This is a genomic window from Haloglomus salinum, assembly GCF_024298825.1.
In the GTDB taxonomy this organism is placed as follows: domain Archaea; phylum Halobacteriota; class Halobacteria; order Halobacteriales; family Haloarculaceae; genus Haloglomus; species Haloglomus salinum.
This window is the reverse complement of sequence record NZ_CP101153.1, coordinates 778,717-798,614: the sequence shown is the minus strand read 5'-3', so window position 1 is coordinate 798,614 and position 19,898 is coordinate 778,717. Positions and strand designations below refer to the sequence as shown.

Genomic DNA, 19,898 nt, shown 5'->3' with positions numbered 1-19,898 from the left:
AGCGCCCGCGGGACGGGTATGGACCCGACCCGACAGCTCCACCTCGCCGACGCGACCGGCTGGCGACGCGGCCTCTACGAGGACGTGATGTCCACGTTCCGGGCACCCATCGTCAACAGCATCTGGCGGACGCTCGTCGCCAATCGCCCGCATGCGGCCCGCCGCCTCTGGACGAGCGTGAAGCCACTGTTCCAGACCCGGGCGTTCACCGACTTCTCCGTCCGGTACCGCGACCGCGTGCTGGGGGCGCTGGAATCGGGGGAGGCTGACGGCAGCAGCGACGACGCCGGCCTCCCCGCGTACGACCCCGATGATGTCGACCTGTCGCCGGCCGACTTCGCGGCGCTCCGGGGGCAACTGGCCACCTTCGACATCGTCGCACCCCGTCTGGCCGCCCTGTTCGCGGTCTGTGACCACGCGCTCTCCGAGGGCTTCGACGGCGCCCGCGAGGACCACGCCGCGACCGCTCCCGCGACCGGCTGGCTCGACGCCGACCGCGGCACGCGCGTGACCGTGCTGGGCAGCGACGCGGCCCGCGAGGCCGCACCCGACGCGGTCGGAGCGATCGAGGACTACCACGGAACGGCGTTCCTGCCCTCGATCTATCGGTGTCTCGCGCAGTGGCCGTCGTATCTGGAGACCGTCTGGACGGACACCGCACCGCTCCGTGAGGCCGACGAGGTCGGCTTCGATGCCGCCCGTGAGGCCGCCGACGAGACCGTGGCGGCGTTCATCGAGGCCCCACCGGCCCCGTTCACCGTGACGACCGAGGGGCTCGCGGTGGCGGGTGTCGACGACCCCGAGGACGCGCTTGCGGACCTGCGGAACACCTTCGCGGCGTTCGCCGCGGGCGCGAGCGGCGTACTCCCGTTCCTCCACGCGTACGGGGCGACGGTCGACGCGACCGGGGAGCGGGGCTGGCGGGTGGGGGACTAAGCCGTTCAGAACGGGACGAGCAGGCTGCCAAGGACGAGAACCCCACCGGCGGCTGCCAGCAATCGGCCGGCGTCCGGCCACCAGTCGCGACCTTCGGCGGCGAGCGCGACGCCCCCGACGAGGATGATCACGCCTGATGTCGCCGTATCGAACGGTTCGAGGAACGTCTCGAGGACGAGCAGCGCGACCCCCAGGAGGAGCCCGCGGGCCGCCGGGGAGAGGGTCGCTAGTTCCGCACGAAGCGATGTCGAGAGGGCTGCGACGCGTGACATGTTCATCGATACTGGTGGAACTCACAAGAACCAGCCGGAGATACAAAGAGCAGTTTTCGTGAGAACCAGTGACAGTCAGTCCGCGACCGCTTCCTCGGTCCCTTCCACGGCGGCGGGGTCCTGCACCCAGAGGTCGCCGAACGTCTCGTCCTGTTCGAGGCGTACCTGGCCACGGTGTGCGAGAAAGAGCAGCCCGAGGAACGTCTGGACCTTGCTGCCGCCGGCCGCCTCCACCTCGGCGAACAGCACCTCGGCACGGCCCTGGTCGTACTGCTCACGGAGCGCCGTGTAGACCTCCGTGATGATGTCCTCCATGTGCTCGTCGTGTGCGGTGCCGGTCACGTCGTCGACCGTCGGCTCCTCCTCCATCCGGAAATCGTCGCCCGAGCGGTAGTCCAGGGTCTGGGTCCCGCGGCTGTAGCCGCTGGGTGAGCCGCTGGTGTCGTAGGTCCGGGACTCCTTCCACCGGGACTCGCGCTCCCGTTCGCGGAGCTCCCGGACGAGTTCGTCCAGCGTCTGGGGCATCCCGCGGGCGTTCTTCCGGTCGAGCCGGCGCTCCATCTCCTGTTCGAGGCCGGCGATGGGGTCGACCGACGGGTCGCCCGCCGCGCCCTCGGCGTCGGCCGGGCCGTCCTCCCACGCGACCTCCCAGGGCTCGCGCTGGTCCGCCTCCCAGGCGTCGTCGTCATCGTCGGCGAGCATCGCGTCGCTCTTCATCCGCAAGAGGACGCTCGCGTAGAACAGCGCCCGCCCGCCCGTGCGGATGTCGGCGCCGTCCAGCCGGTCGAGGAACGCGTCGGTGACGGTGACGATGTCGATGTCCCAGGGGTCGATGCGGTTCTCGTCCGCGAGCTGGACGAGCATCTCGACCGGCTCGACGCCCTCGTCGTCCCCGATGTCGCTCTCGTCGACCGCCTCGACCTCCTCGGCGACGGAGAAGCCGCCGAAGCCGGTGTCGGTGTCGGCCTCGTCGTCCGACTCGTCGGGGCCGAGGCCGGGCACGTCGACCGACGGCTCGCCCGGTTCGGGGTCGCCGGACGCGTCGCTCGCCTCGTCCCCGTCGTCGGCCTCGCCCGGTGGCGTCCGGTCCTCGTGGCCCGCGATGTTCAGCGGGATGTCGTCGTCGCTCATATCGACCACCCGTCAGTCATCCGCGACCACCTCCTCGTCGCTGTCCGGTCCCTCCTCGGAGAGATCGATGCCGGTGACGGCCGAGACGTTGTCGTCCTGCATCATCACGCCGATGGCGCGCTCGGAGCGCTCCAGCAGCGCGGCGCGGTGCGAGACGACGATGAACTGCGCGTCGCCGGCGAGTTCGTCGACCATCTCCCCGACCATCTCGGCGTTCGCGGCGTCGAGGAAGGCGTCGACCTCGTCCAGCGCGTAGAACGGCGCCGGGTTGAACCGCTGGATGGCAAAGATGAACGCCAGCGCAGTCAGCGACTTCTCGCCGCCGGACATGGCCGCGAGCCGCTGGACCGGCTTGTCCCGTGGCTGGGCCTTCATCGTCAGGCCGCCGTCGAACGGGTCCTCGCGGTTCTCGAGGTGGAGCTCACCCGAGCCGTCCGACAGCTTCGCGAAGATGCGCTGGAAGTGGTCGTTGATGCCCTCGTAGGCCTCCATGAACACCTCGCGTTTGCGCTCCTCGTAGCCCTCGATGCGCTCGCGGATGCCGTCGGCCTCCTCCTGCAGCACCTCGCGTTTCTCCTGCAGGTCCTCGAGGGCGTCCTGGACCGTGTCGTACTGGTCGATGGCGCGCATGTTGACCGGCTCCAGCTCGGCCATCTGGTTCTCCAGCTTCGTTATCTGCCCCTTGACGAAGCCGTGGTCGGGAATCTCCTCGGCGTCGTAGTCGCCGACCTCGTCCTCGAGTTCGTCGACCTCCCACTCGAGGCGCTCGGCCTCGCCCTCCAGCTCCGAGAGGTCGGACTCGACCGACGAGACGGCGTCCTTCTGTGCGTCGCGTTCTTGCCGGGCCGCCCGCAACTCGTCCTTGAGGTCCTCGCGCTCCTCCTTCAGGTCCGCGAGCTCTTCCTCGAGTTCGGCGACGGCCGCCTCCTTCTCCGCGAGCAGTTCCTCCTGCTCGTCGATGTTCTCCTCCAGCTCCTCGACGGCGTCCTCGGCCTCGGCCTTCCGGTTCTGGGCGTCCTCGATGGTGTCGTGGAGGTCGTCGATCTCGTTCTCGGCGTACTGCTTCTCCAGCTGGAGCTGGTTCAGGTCGCCGTCGATGTCGTCCATCCGGTCCTCGAGGTCCGATATCTCCCCGCGGAGTTCGTCGGCCTCGGCGTTCAGCTCGGCGATTTCGGACTCCTCGAGCTCCGTCTCGAGTTCGGCGATTCCGGCCTGAACGGACTCGATTTCGGCGGTCTTCGCGGCGATGGTCTCCTCGAGTTCGTCCATCTCCTCCGAGACCGCCTCGCGCTGCTCTTCGATGTCCGCGAGTTCCGATTCGAGCCGCTCGACGCGCGATTCGGTGTCCGCTATCTCGCCCTCCACGCGGTCGATCTCGTTCTCCACGTCCCGGACCTGCTCGGCGGCGTTCGACTGGCGGTCCCGGGCGTCCTCGAGCCGGTCCTCCACGTCGCGGATCTCCTCGCGGAGGTCGCGGCGCTGGTCCTCCAGCTCGTTGATGCGCTCGGCGACGCGCTCGATGCGGCCCTTGCCGCTCTTGGTGAACGAGTAGCGCGAGCCCGACGAGGAGCCGCCGGTCATCGCGCCGCTCTTCTCGACGAGTTCGCCGTCGAGCGTCACCAGGCGGTACTGGCCCATCAGGTCCCGTGCCGTCTCGATGTCCTCGACGACGAGCGTGTCGCCCAGCACGTACGAGAAGATACCCGAGTAGTGCGAATCGAAGTCGACGAGGTTGTACGCGAAGTCGACCACGCCGGGCTGGCTCGGGGCGCTCGGGAGCGAGCGGTCGTCCATCTGGGTGATGGGAAGGAAGGTCGCCCGGCCCGCCCCTCGGGATTTCAGGTGCTCGATGCCGCGCTGCCCGACGCCGTCGTCGTCGACCACGACGTGCGCGAGCCGCCCGCCAGCGGCCGTCTCACACGCGGTGGCGTACTCGCCGGGGACGCCGCCGAGTTGCCCGACGGTGCCGTGGACGCCGTCCATGCCGGCGTTGAGGATGGTCGTCACCGCGCGGCCGTAGGACTGATCGCCGCTCTGCCCGGCGTTCGCTTCGAGCTCGGCGTACTCGGACTGCTTGGCCTTGATCTCGTCCTCGACGTCGTCGAGGTCGTCGGTCAGCGAGCGCTTCTCGGTCTTGAGGTCCTCGACGACCTCCGTGATGGTCTCGCGGTTCTTCTGGGCCTTCTCGCGCTCGGTCTCGAGGTCGGACAGCTCGGCGCGCAGTTCGGGCAGGTCGGCCTCCGCTTCCTCGATGGCCTCGCGCTTCTCGCGCTCCTCGTTGGAGCGCCGGCGTGCCTCGTCGGTGAGGCGGTCCTGCTCGCGCTGGAGCTCGTTCTTCTCGTCCTTCAGGTCGTCCAGTTCCTCGCGCTTCGCGGCGAGGTTCTCCCGGAGCTCGTCGTACTCCGTGTCGATGGCCTCGATGTCGGCCTCGACCTCGTCGAGCGCCTCCTGCTTCTCGACGGCGTCGGCCTTCAGCGAGGACTTCTGGACCTTCAGCTGGCGGATCTCCCCCTCCAGCTCGTCGACCTCCTCGTTCTTCCGGTCGATCTTGACGAACGCCTGCCGGCGCTCGTTCTCGGCGGCCTCGATGCGCTCCTCGGCGTTCGATATCTTGTCCTCGAGCCGGGATATCTCGCCCTTGATCTCCTCCATCTCGCGCTTGATGGCGAGCTGCTCGTCCTCGCCCTTGCGCTCGATCTCGCGGTTGAGCTCGGCGAGTTCGTCCTCCAGGCGGGTGACCCGTCCCTGGCGGCTGTCGAGCTCCTCGCGGAGGGTCGCGAGTTCCGCCTCGGTCTCCTCGATGGTCTCGCGGGTCTCCGTCAGCTCGCCCCGCTTCGTCTCCAGCTCCGCGGCCTTGAGGTAGCCCTCGTATTCGGCTTTCTCCTCTTTCAGGTCGCGGTACTCCAGTGCGGTCTCGCGTTCGTCCTCGAGTTCCTCGAGGCGTTTCTCCTTCTCCTCGATACGGAGGTCGGCCTCCTCGATACGTTCCTGGACCGTCTCCAGTTCCTCGAACGCGTCGGCCTTCTTCGCGTCGAACTCGGCGACGCCCGCGATCTCGTCGATAATCTCGCGGCGCCGGCCCGCGGTCATCGTGATGATCTCGGTCACGTCGCCCTGCATCACGACGTTGTACCCCTCGGGCGTGACGCCGGCCTGGGCGAGCAGGTCGCGGATGTCGGCGAGGTTCACCGAGCGACCGTTGAGGTAGTAGTACGAGTAGTAGGTGTCCTCGTCGGTCTGCTTGACGCGTCGACGGATGGAGATCTCGTCCACGTCGCCGACGTCCTCCGTGCCGGCGGCGCTGACGACCTGCGAGCGCTCCAGCGTGCGGTCCTCGTTGGCGAGGATGACCTCCACGCTGGCCTCGCGCTCGCCGGAGAAGTCGTTCGCCTCGTCGTCGTGGCCGGGGTTGTATATCAGGTCCGTGAGCTTGTCGGCGCGGATGCCCGAGGTCCGGGCGAGCCCGAGCGCGAACAGGACGGCGTCGATGATGTTCGACTTGCCAGAGCCGTTCGGGCCGCTGATGGTGGTGAAGTCCTGATAGAACGGGATGCGTGTCTTCCGGCCGAAGCTCTTGAAGTCGTCCAGTACGAGCTCTTTGATGTGCATGTGGGGCGCTCGTTGCCCCGCGTTCAGGCGACGATGATGTCGTCCGACGCGGAGTCCTCGTCAGCCTCCTCGCCCGCCTCGCTTTTAGCCTCGTCGGCCGATTCGACCGCCTCGTCGACCTCCTCCTGTGGCGCCTCGCGGCCGTTCTCCGCGCTGGGCTGGGTGCCGGTCGGCTCCGGGGCCATGATGTCGCTGGTCGCGGGGTCCGGTTCGACCTCGGCCTCCAGATGCTGGATGCGCTCCTTGCACTCGACGAGTTCGTCCGTCAGGCCGTCGACAGTCGCTTCCAGCGAGCGCACTTTCGCCTCTAACTCCTCGACCCGGTTGCCGGTCATACACCCACACGGTCCCTGCCGGCCCTTAAACCTGCGTCAGACACCCACACTGTGTCTGACGGGCGTCATCCGCCGGGAGGAGTCGGCGATAGGACGCCGGTCGCTCCCGGACCCTGGCCGTTCGCACGGCGGCTGCGGTCGTTCTCCTCGGCGGTGGAACGGCTTTCGGCCGTTCGCTCGCCGCTCCGCCACTCTTCGACGACCAGGAGTGCGTGACTATCCACGAGTTGATCGTAGAGGTCCCGAGTGGGATGGGGCGCACAACTGCGGCGCACCCCTTTTGACCCACGGTGACGGTAGTCCGGGTATGACCGAGGTCGACGTGCCGGAGAGCCACCCCCGGTACGAATCGCTGCTGACCCGCCACCGCATCGAGGAAGGCGTCGAGAAAGGTATCACATCCCGGCAGGGGCTCATCGCACAGGGGCGGGGCGAGGCGTACGACTACCTCCTCGGCGAGCGCACCATCCCGTCGGCCGACGAGGCCGAGCACGCCGCCGCCGCGCAGTTCCTCCTCGCGGAGCAGGCTGTCATCTCCGTCAACGGGAACGTGGCGGCGCTCTGCCCGGGCGAGGTCGTCGAACTGGCCGCGGCCACCGGCGCGGACATCGAGGTGAACCTGTTCAACCGCACCCGCGGGCGGATGGAACGCATCGTCGAGCACCTCCGCGAACACGGCGCCGAGGAGGTCCTCGGGCTGGAGGCGGACGGGCGTATCCCCGGGCTCGACCACGAGCGCGCGAAGGTCGACGCCGACGGCATCGGGAGCGCCGACGTGGTACTCGTCCCGCTGGAGGACGGCGACCGGGCCGAGGCGCTGGCCGCGATGGGGAAGACCGAACTCGTCATCGACCTGAACCCGCTGTCGCGGTCGGCCCAGTCCGCGAGCGTCCCCATCGTGGACAACGTCATCCGGGCGGTCCCGAACATCACCGAACACGCCCGCGCGCTCGAGGACGCCTCGGAACAGGAACTGCGCGACATCGTCGCCGCGTTCGACCGAGCGGCGGCGCTGGCGGCCGCCGAGGACGCTATCCGGAGCGGCGACCTGGACTGATTCCCGGTTTCTGGGGCTCAGCGACGCAGACATGTCCGGAGAGCGCGTACTACCGTCCATGGACAAGAACGTCGGCGGATACGACCGCATTGCTCGACTGGTGCTCGGCCCGGTCCTCGCCATCCTCGGAACCGCGGCCCTGTTCGGGTTCGTGACGCTCGCGGCTGGCACACTCGGACTGGCGCTCGCGGCCATCGCCCTGCTGGTCGGCCTGGTGCTCGTCGTGACCGGACTCGCCCAGAAGTGCCCGCTCAACCGCGTGCTCGGCCTGGACACCTACCGGACGGAGGTCGAGACCGAAGACGCCGAGACGGAACCCGGCCGGATGGCCTGAACACTCGCGCAGACGGGCAGACCTCCTGAACACCCCTTTCTCAAGCTGTACGTTCCCTGCCATAGCTGATGTCGAGCACGTGCACCACTGGTCCGCCCCGTCTCGTCGTCCCCAAGAGCTTTCAACCACTGGATAATATTCTGGAGTGGTATGCAGAACACGGAGCAGTTCGACGGCTTCAGCGACGCGAGCGAGGCGCAGGTGACCCGGGCCATCGCGGGCGAGTGGCACGAGGAGTTCATGGAGTTCACCGAGAGCGACGTCATCGTCGTCGGTGGCGGTCCCTCCGGCCTGATGGCGGCGAAGGAACTCGCCGAGCGCGGCGTCGACGTGCTGCTGCTGGAGAAGAACAACTACCTCGGCGGGGGCTTCTGGCTCGGCGGCTTCCTGATGAACAAGGTCACCGTCCGCGAACCGGCCGACCGCGTGCTCGACAACCTCGACGTGGACCACTCCCCGACCGACGAGGCTGAGGGGCTCCACGTCGCGGGTGGCCCCGAAGCGTGCTCGGGCCTCATCAAGGCCGCGTGCGACGCCGGCGTCAACGTCCAGAACATGACGGAGTTCACTGATCTCGTCGTCCGGGAGGACGGCACCGCGGCGGCCGACGGTCGCGAGGGCCACCGCGTCGGCGGCGTCGTGATGAACTGGACGCCGGTCCACGCGCTCCCGCGCGAGATAACGTGCGTCGACCCCGTCGCCGTGGAGTCCGACCTCGTCATCGACGCCACGGGCCACGAGGCCGTCGCGCTCTCGAAACTCCACGAGCGCGGCGTCCTCGACGTGGCGGGCATCGCCGAGGCCGAGGAACGCGCGACCGGGATGGACAACACCGACGCGGACTCGTACGGTGCCCCCGGCCACGACTCGCCGGGCCACGACTCGATGCACGTCGCCGAGTCCGAGGACGCCGTCGTCGAGCACACCGGCGTCGTCCATCCGGGGCTCGTCGCGAGCGGGATGGCGGTCGCGACCGCGCACGGCCTCCCGCGGATGGGCCCGACGTTCGGCGCGATGCTCCTCTCGGGGAAGCGCGCCGCGCAGGCCGCGCTCGACGAGCTCGGCGTCGATGCGCCCGACGTGTCGACGGCGCCGGCGCCGGCCGACGACTGAGCTGTCCAGCGTGGGGGGACTCAGACCTGCCCGGACAGCACGCCCACGAACCCCAGCCCCATCGTCTCGTAGCGCCGCGCCCGTGACCGTGCCGTGAGCGTCCGCCGTGACGCGCGTACCCGCTCGGAAAGCGGCGCGTCGAGGTCGCTGCCCGGCACGAGCGCACGGGCCACGTCTCTCGCCGACGACGAGGGGGCCCCGGCGGCCACGAACGCCCGGAACGCGGGGTTCAGGAGTCGGCCGGCGGGATGCTCGCTCGCGGTGGCGTCGACCAGCGCGACCCGACCGCCCGCGCCGTCGTCGGGGGCACCCGCCACGAGGGCACACCAGTCCTCGACGGCGGTCGCGGGGTCGTCGAGCAGCCCGACGACGAACGTCGCCAGCAGCGCGTCGGCTGCCTCGACGGGCGCCGTCGTCGCGTCGCCCTGCACGACGTGGACGTTCGCCCATCCCTCGTGGGCGACCCGGTCCCGGGCCCGCGCGAGCAGCGGCCCGGTCAGGTCGACGCCGACCACGCGGCCGCCGGGGCCGACCGCGCGCCGGAGGTACGGCAGGTTCGCGCCCGTCCCACAGCCCATCTCGACGACCGTGTCGCCCGGGGCGAGGTCGAGTGCTGCGACCGCCCGGGCGCGCCACCGGCCGACGGGCGGGAGCGTCGCGATGCGGTCGTACAGCGCGGCGTTGTCGCCGTAGAACTCGGCGACGGCGCGCCCGCTCATCGGGCCTCGGCCAGGTCCCGGACGCGGTCGGCGACCGTCGTGGCGTCCGGCCCGAGAACGTAGACGATGGGCTCGACGCCGAACCCGCCGGCCTGGTAGAGCGCGTCCGCGTCAGGGGTGTCGGCGAGCGCCTCGGCGATGGCCGCGTCGAGGGCATCGTCCGCCTCGTCCGCGGTGCCCGTCCGCTCGGCCTCCCCGACGGCGTCGAACTCGGCCGTCTCGTAGCCGAGGGCTTCGAGCGTCTCGACGATGGCCGGCGTGTAGCGGACGTTGCACGCCGCCCGCGCGGCGTGCCCGGCCCGTCGCGCCGCGAGCAGGACGCTCGCGACGTAGACGGAGACGCCGAACTCCGGCTCCGCCGGGACCGTCGCGCGCCCCTTCACGTCGAGGATGCGCCCCGGGACGGCGGCCACGTCCTCGACACGGGTGGCCTCGGGGAGCGCCTCGACCAGGTTCGAGCCGACGGCCGGGACGAGCGTCGTGAAGGCAGGCGATTCCTCCAGCGTCCGCAGGCCGCTCCGGACCGACGACAGGACGCGCTCGCTCGCCCGGAGCCCGGACTCGGGGTCGTGCACGTCGAAACTCCCCTCGTACTCCGCGAGCGGCGGGAACGCCTCCTCGTGGAGCTTCGCCAGCAGGTCGCCCTGTTCGAGCTGGCGGACCAGCACCTCCGCCTCGGCCAGCGCGCCGACCGGCGACAGCTCCCCACTCGCGAGGCCGGACCCGACCCGCCCGACGAGGTCGCGAACGCGGTCGTCGTCCGCCACGCGGTCGTTCACCTCGACCGCGCCGGTGGCGTACTTCGAGACGGCGCTCTGACTGATACCCAGCAGGTCCGCGACCTCGCTCTGTGTGAGGCCACGGTCCCGAAGGTCCGCCGCCAGCAGCGACCGGTACGTCGGCAGGAACTCCTCGACCACGACCTCCTCGACGAACTTCATCGGTTACTGGTCACCACCGAACGATGTCGTTCGGTGCCGAGACGCGGCCACGGCACGGTCGGGTCTCATTGGTCACCACCGAACTCGGTGTCCGAGCCGACGCGAGACGCCTGCGGCCCGGCCTGGTCCTGGTACTTCGATCCGCGCTCGCTCCCGTAGGGCCGGTCGGCTGGCGAGGAGAGTTCCGTGAACAGCACCTGCGAGATGCGCATTCCCGGCGTCAGTGCGACCGGTGCGGTCCCGAGGTTCGACAGCTCGAGAGTGATCTGCCCACGGTACCCGGGGTCGATAATCCCGGCCGTCGCGTGGATGACGACGGCGAGTCGCCCCAGCGAGGACCGGCCCTGAACGTGGGCGATGAGGTCGGGCGGTACCTCCACGCGCTCTTTCGTCGTCCCGAGGACGAAGTCACCCGGGTGGAGGATGAACTCGCCGTCCTCGGGCACGACGGTCTCGTCGACGTACTCGTCGGTCTCGGCCTCGCTACCCGGATGGATGCAGGGGATGTTCGTCCGCTGGAACTCCAGGAACTCCCGCCCCAGCCGGAGGTCGACGCTGGCGGGCTGGACCTGCAGGTCGATGTCGTCCAGCGGCTCGACGACGAGGTCGCCCTCCTCCAGCCGGCGGAGGATGTCCGCGTCCGAGAGTATCATGGCCGTTGGCGGGAGCGACGGCGAGGAAAGGATTCCGGTCGGGGGTCACGGGGCGGCGCCCCTGGCCAGTTCCCGGCGAGCATGCTCTCCCTGCTCGGCCGACCACGCCGCGGCCCCTGTCGCGAGCCCTGCTCGCCTGCCCACGCCGAGGCCCCGCTCCGTCGCGGGCCGCCAACAACCACAGAAACGGCACCGCAGATGTCATCCTCTAGTGGTGATTCGCATTGGTTTGTGGGGTAGAACTTTGGAATAATCCTGGTGGGCAACAACATTTATGACTCGTGTTCCAGTCAGTCCCACCTAGCAATGGGGGGCGATGATAACAACTCTCGTGGGGGCGATAGTAACCGAGACCCGGGGGGCGGCCCGTTCCGGACGGTCGCCGATACAGTTGCCGGGGCTGTCGTCGGAATCCGCGCGAGTCTGTCCAGTGGGTTCGGGGCTGACTCGAAGTCGGGGACCGCTTCGGAGGCGGCCCGGTCGCTGCAGGAGATGCCTCCGGTTCCGGAGGCGGTTCGTGACCACCCGACCCGCTCGTCGGTCCTGGCCGACGTCTTCGACTACTTCCGGGATATCGACGGGGACGGGCAGTTTCCGGCCCCCGACGACGAGGCCATCAACCGTCGGCTGTTCGACTTCTCGTATCTGGAGCACAACGACGAGATAGAGCGGTACTGGGTGAACGAGCCCTTCGCGTACGTCTCCATCATCGAGGAGCAGGGGACCAACGAGCTCCGGTACCGTGTCACGGAACCGATGCTCGACGAGTACGAGGCGTTCGTCCTCGACGAGCTGTCGAAGGTGCTGCGGGACAGCCTGATGTACCAGGACATCGCGGAGGGCACGAACCTGGCGGACACGTTCGCCCGGCGGGCCCGCGAGCTGATGGACCAGCATACCGCGGCGCTGGACCCCATCTCGTTGCACAAAATCCTCTACTATCTCAAACGCGACTTCGTGGAGTACGAGCGCATCGACCCGATCATGCGCGACGAGGCGGTCGAGGACATCTCGTGTGACGGCGCGGACGTGCCCGTCTTCGTCTACCACCGCGAGCACCGCGACCTCGATACGAACGTCCAGTTCGACCGCGACGGCCTCCTGTCGTTCGTCACGCGGATGGCCCAGCGCGCGGGCAAGCACCTCTCCGTGTCGAACCCGCTGGTCGACGCCTCGCTCCCCGACGGAAGCCGTGTCCAGCTCACGTTCGGCGGCGACGTGGCGACGCGCGGGCCGAACTTCACCATCCGGCAGTTCTCCTCGGTCCCGGACACGCCGGTCGACCTCGTCAACTGGGGCACCTTCAGCGTCGAGCAGATGGCCTACTTCTGGCTCGCCATCGAGAACAACCGCTCGCTCGTCTTCGCCGGCGGCACGGGCTCGGGGAAGACGACCTCGCTGAACGCCGTCTCCTTCTTCATCCCGAAGAAATCGAAGATCGTCTCCATCGAGGACACCCGCGAGATATCGCTCCCGCACGAGAACTGGGTCCAGTCGCTCACCCGCGAGTCCGTCACCGAGGAGGGTCGTGGCGAGGTGACGATGTACGAGCAGCTCCAGACCGCACTCCGCCAGCGCCCCGAGTACATCCTCGTGGGCGAGATCCGGACCGAGGCCAACGTCGCGCTGACCTTCTTCCAGGCGATGGCGACCGGTCACACCGCCTACACCACCATCCACTCCGAGTCGGTCACGGGCGTCATCAACCGCCTCGAGAACGACCCGCTGGGGGTACCGACACAGATGGTGAAGGAGCTCGACATCGTCTCCATCCAGCGGCAGGTGATGCTGAACGGCGAGCGGGTCCGCCGGAACGCCCGCGTCACGGAACTCCTCTCGCGCGGCGAGGTCGACGACATCTCGGTGCACGACGTGTTCGAGTGGGACGCCGCCGAGGACTCGTACAACGAGATGTTCGACTCCCGGGTGCTGGACGACATCGCCGACGACCGGGGCTGGGACCACAAACAGCTCAACCAGGAACTCGACCGGCGCGTCGAGGTGCTGAACTACCTCGTCGACAACGACATCACCTGGTACGAGGACGTGGCTCGGGTCATCCACACCTTCATGCAGGACCAGGAGCGGGTGCTGGAGGCCATCCGGTCGGGCGAGGAGGGGCTGGCGGAACTGGACTCCCGGATGTCGGGCCAGAGCCGGGGTATCGATGTGGGCGCGAGCGCGGCCAGCAGCGCCGTCGCCGAGGGGGCGGCCGACTCGCGCCCCGCGGGCGCGCCGAACCCGTGGGAGCGAGTCGACTCCGATGCCGACGACGAACTCGCCGGAACCGATGCCGACCAGTCGCCCCGGGCCAACGGCGGCCGGGTCGAGGGGTCGTCCGCGACGGACCCGGAGGACACAGCCGCTTCCCCCGATTCGCCGGTGGACCCCGACGGCGACGGCGACGGCGACGGCGGCACCGCCGACCGGGGTGACGGGTCGTGACCGACCGGGCCGAAGGGCCCGACGGTGGTGACTCCGATGCCACGACGGGCGATGTCGCGTCCGATGGCGGTACGGCCGAACACCCGCCTGTCCCGGAGTACGAGGCCGAGCAGTACGTCCCGGGAACGGAGCCGACCGTCGAGAAGGAGTTCCGCGAGCGAGTGCTGAGCGAGAAGTTCGGGCCCGTCAGGGCCTACTTCAAGACCCGCCCGGAACGGCACTGGAAGCTCCAGAAGTGGCTCAACCAGGGCCGCTTCGGCGTCACCTACGACATCTACCTCACGCGGGCTGCGACCTACGCCGCGGCGGCCGGCATCCTCGGCGCGCTGCTGGGGTTCGCGCTGGTGGTCGCACTGGCGCAATCGGGCGTGCTGGCGGGCATCTCGGCCCCGTCGTTCGTCCCCACCTGGCTCGCCGAGGTCGCCGCTGCCAACCGGCTGGTCATCACGACCGTCACCTCCGTGACGACGGTCGGCCTGCTGGCCGGCGGCAGCGTCTGGCTCGGCGCGTACTACTACCCCTCGACGGTCGTCGAGGTCAGACGCCGGAGCGTCGACGTCACGCTCCCACACGCCATCGTCTACATGTACGCGCTGTCGTTCGGCGGGATGGAGATGACCGCCGTGTTGCGGCAGATGGCGGCCGCGGACGACACCTACGGCGAGGTCGCCCACGAGTTCGACATGATCGTCCGGGACGTCGACGTGTTCGGCAACGACCTGTTCACTGCGGTCCGGAACGCCCGGAACCTCACGCCCAGCGACAACCTCGAACAGTTCCTCGACGACCTGCTGTCGGTGCTGGACTCGGGCGGGGAGCTGACGGTGTTCCTCGAGGACGAGAGCGAGAAGTACATGCAACGGGCCCGTGACGAGCAGCAGTCGTTCCTGGACGCGCTCGCCACCCTCTCGGAGATCTTCGTCGTCGCGTTCGTCGCCGCGCCCCTGTTCGTCGTGGTGACGATGATGATGCTGAGCCTGTTGGGCAACGTCGGGACGATTCCGCTCGCCGTCATCGTCTACCTCGTCATCCCGCTCGGGATGGCGGCGTTCCTCGTCATCATCGCCGTGCTCTCCGAGCCGTACAAACAGCCGGACCACCAGCTCCAGCTGGACGACCGGGAGCCCGGCGACCCCAGTGAGGCCGTCCAGTCCCACCCCCACTTCGGTACCTTCCGGCGACTCCGAGAGCGTGCCTGGCTGAGCGACCGACTGGCCGACCCCACCGCGGTGTTCCGGGAGTATCCGCCCGCGACGCTCCTCGCAACGGTACCGCTCGCGGTGGTCCTGCTCGGCGGCATCGTGACGACGGGACTGGCCGATCCGACGCCCGCCGCGTTCATCGATGCTCCGGTCTCGACGACGGCGCTGCTCGTCGTCGCCCCGTTCCTCCTCGTCTCGGTGCCGCTGTCGCTCTTCCACGAGCTCGCACGGCGTCGCTCGGAGTCCATCTCCCGGCGGCTCCCCGACGCGCTCGACATCCTCGCCAGCGCGAACCAGATGGGGGTCGGCCTCGTCGAGGGGCTCGACCTCGTGGCGCGGAATCTCAGCGGCCGGCTCGCGGTCGAACTCCGGCGCGTCAGCAACGACATCCGCTGGAACAACGACATCCGCCGGGCGCTGCTGGGACTCGCCGACCGGCTCCAGGTCTCCCAGCTCACCCGGACCTGCAAGATCCTCGCCGAGGGCTCGCGCTCGACGGGTGACCTCCACCGGGTGCTCGACATCGCCGCCGAGGACACCCGGCACCGCTACCGGCTGGCCCGCGACCGCCAGCAGACCCTCTCCTCGTACACGGCGGTCGTCATCATCGGGTTCCTCGTCTACCTCGCGGTCATCGTCATCATCAACGAGAGCTTCCTCGGCCCCATCACGGGGAGCGGCCTCACGACCGGCGACAGCGGTCCCGTCACCATCTCGCAGGGCGCGGTCGACGCCTACCGGACCCTGTTCTTCCACTCCGCCATCATCCAGGCCGTCGGGACGGGGCTCATCACCGGAAAGCTCTCCGATAATGCGGTTCTCACGGGCCTGAAGTACAGCATCGCGCTCGTGCTCGTCGCCTTCGGGGTCTTCCTGTTCCTGTGAGCCGCTGACGGCCGGAGCCGTCGCGCCTAAGCCGGTCGCCCTCCCAGCCCGGGTATGAAACAGGCCATCGTCGCCCGGACGGATATCGGGATGGGACAGGGGAAACTCGCCGCACAGGTCGCGCACGCCTCGCTCCAGGCGTACGAGGGCGCCGACACGAAGCGCCAGCGCGAGTGGAAGGGGGGCGGACAGAAGAAGATCGTCCTGAAGGGCGAATCCGAGTCCCAGCTACAGGAACTCGCCGACATCGCCCGTCGGGAGGGGCTCCCGTACGCGCTGGTCCGGGACGCCGGGCACACCCAGTTGGAGCCCGGCACCGTCACCGCGCTCGCCGTCGGCCCCGGCCCGGAGAACATCGTCGACAAGGTGACCGGCGACCTCTCGCTCTTCTAGACCACTCGCTCTCGAGGTGGTAGCGGTCCGGGATGGATGTTCGTCCCCGGCGTGCTACCCCTCGAGCGGGCCGTCCCGCTGGAGGCGGGCCTGCCGGGCGAAGTCCATCGCGCGCCGGCCGGCGTCGAGCCCGGTCTCAAGCGGCGCGAACGTCCGGTCCGTGCCGGCCACCCAGCCCCCGGCGAGGTAGCAGCCCGCGGCCGCCGCGTCCTGGACGAGCGTGGGGTCGGGCCGGTTGTAGGGGTCGGCGTAGCGGTACCGCTCGTGGTCCGTCCACGAGGGGTCGGCGAGTCGGTCGTCGTCCAGCAGCGCGGCGGCCGCCTTGCGGGCCCGGTCGACGGCCGCTCCCGGGTCGTGGGCCGACGCCCAGCCGTCACCGAGCCTGACCACGAGCGCCTCCTGTCCCGGCGGGACGTGGCCCGGCTTGGCCGACTCCCGCGAGAGCCAGCGGACGTCGTGGGAGTCGTCGTCCGCGGCGAGCGCGTACCAGTCCCGGTCGACGGCGTGGTCGTATCCGAGGACGACGCTGTCGACGCTCCGGTGGTCGACGCGCTGGGCCGCCAGCTCGAGGTCCGAGGCCAGGGGGTCCTCGGCGAGGAGCGCGGCCGTCCGCTCGGCATCCGTCGCCGTGACCACACGCTGGGCCTCGATGGGCCCCTCGTCCGTGTGGGCCTGCCACCCCTCACCGGTCCGTTCGAGTCGCTCGACGGTCGCCTCGGGCCGGCGGTTGCAGTGCCGCGCCCCGAGCAGTTGCTCGGGCACCTGCTCGATTCCGTGACGGCCCGTCAGTCGCGCGTGGGTGGTCCCCGGGTGGGAGCGCTCGCTATCGTCGTCGAACGTCTCGACGTGGCCCTCGAACGCGACGCAGTCGGCGTCCAGCAGCTCCCGCACGAGCGTCGAGCGCTCGTCGCCCCGGTCGCGGAGACAGGTCGTGCCGATGTCGTACGTCACACCGTCGCGGCTGCGGGTCTCCATCCGTCCTCCGCCCCCACCCCGCCCGTCGGCCGGCAGCACGACCGCGTCCAGACAGACGTGTGCTGCGGCCGCCCCCGCAGGTCCGTCACCGATGATGAGCGTCGTCATGAGAGAACGGAGACTCCCTACCATCCTCTCCCTACCGGCGAATATTATGGTCCTTTATACGCACTCCGCGGTGTGTGGCGTCAGTGGGGGAAGCCCCGATAGTACTGTCGGGGCACGTCCACGCGGTCGAGTGCGTCGAGTTCCTGCGCGGCGGTGAGCGTGAAGTACGGGTCGCGGATATGCTCGCGGGCCATGATGGCGAGGTCGGCGCGGTCGTTGCGGACGAGTTCGTCGGCTCCCTCCGGCGTGGTGATACCGCCGACGGCGCCGACCGTGCAGTCGGCGTCGGCCTCGCGGAGCGACTCGCGAACCTGCTCGGCGTACGGTACCTGGTAGTGCGGGCCGAGGCCCGGCACGTCCTGCGAGGGGTCGACGGCGCCCGCGCTCACGTCGACGAGGTCGGCGCCGTCCTCGGCGAGGAGGGGAGCCAGGCGCGCCGTGTCCGCGACGGTCCACGCGTCCTCGCCGAGCCAGTCGGTCGCCGACAGCCGGACGAAGACGGGCCTGTCGTCGGGCCATACCTCGCGCACGGCGCGAGTGACCTCGCGGACGAGGCGCGTCCGTCCCGCGAAATCGCCCCCGTAGTCGTCGTCGCGGTGGTTCGTGACCGGCGAGCAGAACTCGTGGAGCAGGTAGCCGTGGGCGCCGTGGACCTCGGCGACCTGGAACCCTGCCTCCAGCGCCCGCTCGGCGGCGGCGCGGAAGTCATCGATGACGCCCTGGATGCCCTCAGCGTCCAGTCGCTCGGTCGGAACGGGCCCGCCCTCCTCGGCGTCGTGGGGCCAGGGCTCCGCGCTCGGTGCGACGGTGGTCCAGCCCTGGTCGTCGTGGATGGGGCCGCCGCCGTCGGCCGGGCGCTCGGTCGAGGCCTTCCGCCCGGCGTGGGCGAGCTGGATGCCCGCGAGCGCGCCGTGGTCGCGGACGAACGCCGCGGTGTCGGCCAGCGCCTCTCCGTGGGCGTCGGTCCAGATGCCGAGGTCGTGTGGCGTGATGCGGCCCTCCGGCGACACCGCCGTCGCCTCGGCCATCACGATACCCGCGCCACCGACGGCACGGGAGCCGAGGTGGACGTGATGCCAGTCGGTCGCGAGGCCGTCGTCGTCGCAGGAGTACTGGCACATCGGCGACACCATCACGCGGTTCCGGGCGGTGGTGTTGCGCAACTCGAGCGGCGTGAACAGGTCCGTCGTATCGTCGGTCATGGCGCCGGCTTCGGGCCTGCACGCGAAAGGGAAGCGGGAACCGGCAGTCACGGCCGCCGAATCGACCGAGTGACGGACACACCGGGCTGGCTCGGGTCGTCGCTCCGGTGACCAGCCACCGTTCGGGTGGGAATGGAAGGGGCGGCCGGTTCGACGAAGCACGACGACGCAAGCACTGGACCGGAGCGAGCGCAGCGAGCGGAGGGAAGCGCGCAGCGAGGCGCGCGAGTCGAACCGGCCGGGGGGGCTTCCGACAGATTCCGACCGCTCCTCTCGCCGGATTCAGCGGCTACTGTCCTCCGTCCGTCTGACAGTACACGGCTGTACTGCACCTTCCGCCACGGTTAAACCCGCGCCAGTCGACCCCGTGAACACGTATGTCACGCGCCGTCTGGCTGAAGGCCGACGACACGGTCGGCGACTGGGAGGAGCGAAAACGTCGTATCACGGCCGGCCTCGAGGCCGGCGTCGACTGGGTGCTCGTCGACCGGAAGGACGTGGCGAAGGTCCGCGAGCTCGGCCGGGTCAACGTCGCGGCCTTCTCCGGCGACGACGTCCACGTCATCGACGACGCCGAACCCGGCGAGGAGGCCGAACCCGACGCCGTCGTCGTCGGGAAGGACGGCGAGGGTGACGGGACGGTCGACCTCCCGTCGGACTTCTCGGGCAGCGCCGACCTGACGACGCTCCGGCGCACCGAGGGAACCAGCGGCGCCTACATCCGCGTCCTGGGCCCGGGCTACGAGGAACTCGCCGAGGAGGCCGCCCGCGACGCCGACTACACCATCGTCGTCGGCGAGGACTGGTCCATCATCCCGCTGGAGAACCTCATCGCCCGCATCGGCGAGGAGACCGACCTCGTCGCCGGCGTCCAGACGGCCGAGGAGGCCCGGACCGCGTTCGAGACCCTGGAGATCGGCGCCGACGCCGTCCTCCTCGATACGGACGACCCGGACGAGATCCGCGCGACCGTCGACGCACGGGACGCCACCGACCGCGAGTCGCTCGACCTGACGACGGCAACCGTCACGGCCGTCGACGAGGTCGGCAGCGCCGACCGCGTCTGCGTCGACACCGGCTCCCTGATGGAGCACGACGAGGGGATGCTGGTCGGTTCGATGAGCCGGGGGCTGTTCTTCGTCCACGCCGAGACCGCCGACTCACCCTACGTCGCCTCGCGGCCGTTCCGGGTCAACGCGGGCGCCGTCCACGCCTACGTCCGCATGCCCGGCGGCGAGACGAAGTACCTGAGTGAACTCCGCAGCGGCGACGAGGTCCAGGTCGTCGACACGGACGGGTCCACCCGCGAGACCATCGTCGGCCGCTCGAAGATCGAGCGTCGCCCCATGTTCCGGGTGCAGGCGGAGGTCGAGCACGACGGCGAGACGGACGTCATCGAGACGCTGCTCCAGAACGCCGAGACCATCAAGGTCGCCACCAGCGAGGGCCGCAAGGCGGTGACGGACCTGGAGGTGGGCGACGAGGTGCTGGTCTACTACGAACCCGTCGCGCGGCACTTCGGTGAGGCGGTCGAGGAGTCGATCATCGAGCAGTAGCGCATCCAGACCAGCTCCGCGACTCCGTCCGC

17 protein-coding genes are annotated in these 19,898 nt (G+C 69.7%); 8 read left to right on the top strand and 9 right to left on the bottom strand.

The window, feature by feature from the left end:
- Positions 1 to 18: 18 nt before the first annotated feature.
- Positions 19 to 936, top strand: coding sequence for a halocarboxylic acid dehydrogenase DehI family protein (locus NL115_RS03980; protein WP_254831913.1), 918 nt, complete (start codon positions 19 to 21; stop codon positions 934 to 936).
- 5 nt (positions 937 to 941) lie between these two features.
- On the opposite strand, the gene NL115_RS03975 is transcribed toward NL115_RS03980, so the two are convergent.
- The 4 genes from NL115_RS03975 to NL115_RS03960 form a co-directional block, all read right to left on the bottom strand.
- Positions 942 to 1,208, bottom strand: coding sequence for a hypothetical protein (locus NL115_RS03975; RefSeq protein ID WP_254831912.1), 267 nt, complete (start codon positions 1,206 to 1,208; stop codon positions 942 to 944).
- Positions 1,209 to 1,283: 75 nt separating this feature from the next.
- Positions 1,284 to 2,339 (bottom strand): segregation/condensation protein A, encoded by a 1,056-nt coding sequence (locus tag NL115_RS03970; RefSeq protein WP_254831911.1) that lies wholly within the window; start codon positions 2,337 to 2,339, stop codon positions 1,284 to 1,286.
- A 12-nt stretch (positions 2,340 to 2,351) separates the two neighbouring features.
- Positions 2,352 to 5,948 (bottom strand): chromosome segregation protein SMC, encoded by a 3,597-nt coding sequence (smc, locus tag NL115_RS03965; RefSeq protein ID WP_254831910.1) that lies wholly within the window; start codon positions 5,946 to 5,948, stop codon positions 2,352 to 2,354.
- Between the two features lie 23 nt (positions 5,949 to 5,971).
- Positions 5,972 to 6,283, bottom strand: a complete 312-nt coding sequence (locus tag NL115_RS03960) for a DUF7518 family protein (RefSeq protein WP_254831909.1) — start codon at positions 6,281 to 6,283, stop codon at positions 5,972 to 5,974.
- Between the two features lie 307 nt (positions 6,284 to 6,590).
- On the opposite strand from NL115_RS03960, the gene NL115_RS03955 reads away from it, so the two are divergent.
- The 3 genes from NL115_RS03955 (at position 6,591) to NL115_RS03945 (ending at position 8,787) form a co-directional block, all read left to right on the top strand.
- On the top strand, positions 6,591 to 7,340 hold the full coding sequence (locus NL115_RS03955) for a 4-phosphopantoate--beta-alanine ligase (protein WP_254831908.1): 750 nt from the start codon (positions 6,591 to 6,593) through the stop codon (positions 7,338 to 7,340).
- A gap of 58 nt (positions 7,341 to 7,398) precedes the next feature.
- Positions 7,399 to 7,674: a YgaP family membrane protein gene (locus NL115_RS03950; RefSeq protein ID WP_254831907.1), complete on the top strand. Its 276-nt coding sequence runs from the start codon at positions 7,399 to 7,401 to the stop codon at positions 7,672 to 7,674.
- Positions 7,675 to 7,824: 150 nt separating this feature from the next.
- Positions 7,825 to 8,787 (top strand): thiazole biosynthesis protein, encoded by a 963-nt coding sequence (locus NL115_RS03945; protein WP_286667802.1) that lies wholly within the window; start codon positions 7,825 to 7,827, stop codon positions 8,785 to 8,787.
- A 20-nt stretch (positions 8,788 to 8,807) separates the two neighbouring features.
- Here the strand turns inward: NL115_RS03945 and NL115_RS03940 are convergent, their stop codons facing one another.
- The 3 genes from NL115_RS03940 to dcd all read right to left on the bottom strand — a co-directional run bounded on the left by NL115_RS03940 (position 8,808) and on the right by dcd (position 11,100).
- Positions 8,808 to 9,506 carry a class I SAM-dependent methyltransferase gene (locus NL115_RS03940; protein WP_254831906.1) on the bottom strand — a complete coding sequence of 233 codons (699 nt, stop codon included), beginning with the start codon at positions 9,504 to 9,506 and terminating at the stop codon, positions 8,808 to 8,810.
- Positions 9,503 to 10,447, bottom strand: coding sequence for a thiamine-phosphate synthase family protein (locus NL115_RS03935; RefSeq protein WP_254831905.1), 945 nt, complete (start codon positions 10,445 to 10,447; stop codon positions 9,503 to 9,505). The genes NL115_RS03940 and NL115_RS03935 overlap by 4 nt, the downstream gene beginning before the upstream one ends.
- Positions 10,448 to 10,512: 65 nt before the next feature.
- Positions 10,513 to 11,100, bottom strand: coding sequence for a dCTP deaminase (gene dcd, locus NL115_RS03930; protein ID WP_254823460.1), 588 nt, complete (start codon positions 11,098 to 11,100; stop codon positions 10,513 to 10,515).
- A 492-nt stretch (positions 11,101 to 11,592) separates the two neighbouring features.
- On the opposite strand from dcd, the gene NL115_RS03925 reads away from it, so the two are divergent.
- Genes NL115_RS03925 through pth2 form a run of 3 tightly spaced genes read left to right on the top strand, consistent with a single transcriptional unit; the run spans position 11,593 to position 16,025 of the window.
- Entirely contained in the window at positions 11,593 to 13,545 is a 1,953-nt protein-coding gene (locus NL115_RS03925; protein ID WP_254831903.1) for a type II/IV secretion system ATPase subunit, read from the top strand.
- On the top strand, positions 13,542 to 15,632 hold the full coding sequence (locus NL115_RS03920; protein ID WP_254831902.1) for a type II secretion system F family protein: 2,091 nt from the start codon (positions 13,542 to 13,544) through the stop codon (positions 15,630 to 15,632). The genes NL115_RS03925 and NL115_RS03920 overlap by 4 nt, the downstream gene beginning before the upstream one ends.
- Before the next feature lie 54 nt (positions 15,633 to 15,686).
- Positions 15,687 to 16,025, top strand: a complete 339-nt coding sequence (pth2, locus tag NL115_RS03915; protein WP_254831901.1) for a peptidyl-tRNA hydrolase Pth2 — start codon at positions 15,687 to 15,689, stop codon at positions 16,023 to 16,025.
- 54 nt (positions 16,026 to 16,079) lie between these two features.
- Here pth2 and NL115_RS03910 read toward each other — a convergent pair whose 3' ends face one another.
- On the bottom strand, positions 16,080 to 17,108 hold the full coding sequence (locus tag NL115_RS03910) for an FAD-dependent oxidoreductase (protein WP_254831900.1): 1,029 nt from the start codon (positions 17,106 to 17,108) through the stop codon (positions 16,080 to 16,082).
- A gap of 80 nt (positions 17,109 to 17,188) precedes the next feature.
- Complete coding sequence (locus NL115_RS03905) at positions 17,189 to 18,310, bottom strand: NADH:flavin oxidoreductase/NADH oxidase (RefSeq protein ID WP_254831899.1); 1,122 nt, start codon at positions 18,308 to 18,310, stop codon at positions 17,189 to 17,191.
- Between the two features lie 377 nt (positions 18,311 to 18,687).
- On the opposite strand from NL115_RS03905, the gene NL115_RS03900 reads away from it, so the two are divergent.
- Complete coding sequence (locus NL115_RS03900) at positions 18,688 to 19,866, top strand: 3-dehydroquinate synthase II (RefSeq protein ID WP_254831898.1); 1,179 nt, start codon at positions 18,688 to 18,690, stop codon at positions 19,864 to 19,866.
- The last annotated feature ends 32 nt before the right edge of the window (positions 19,867 to 19,898 follow it).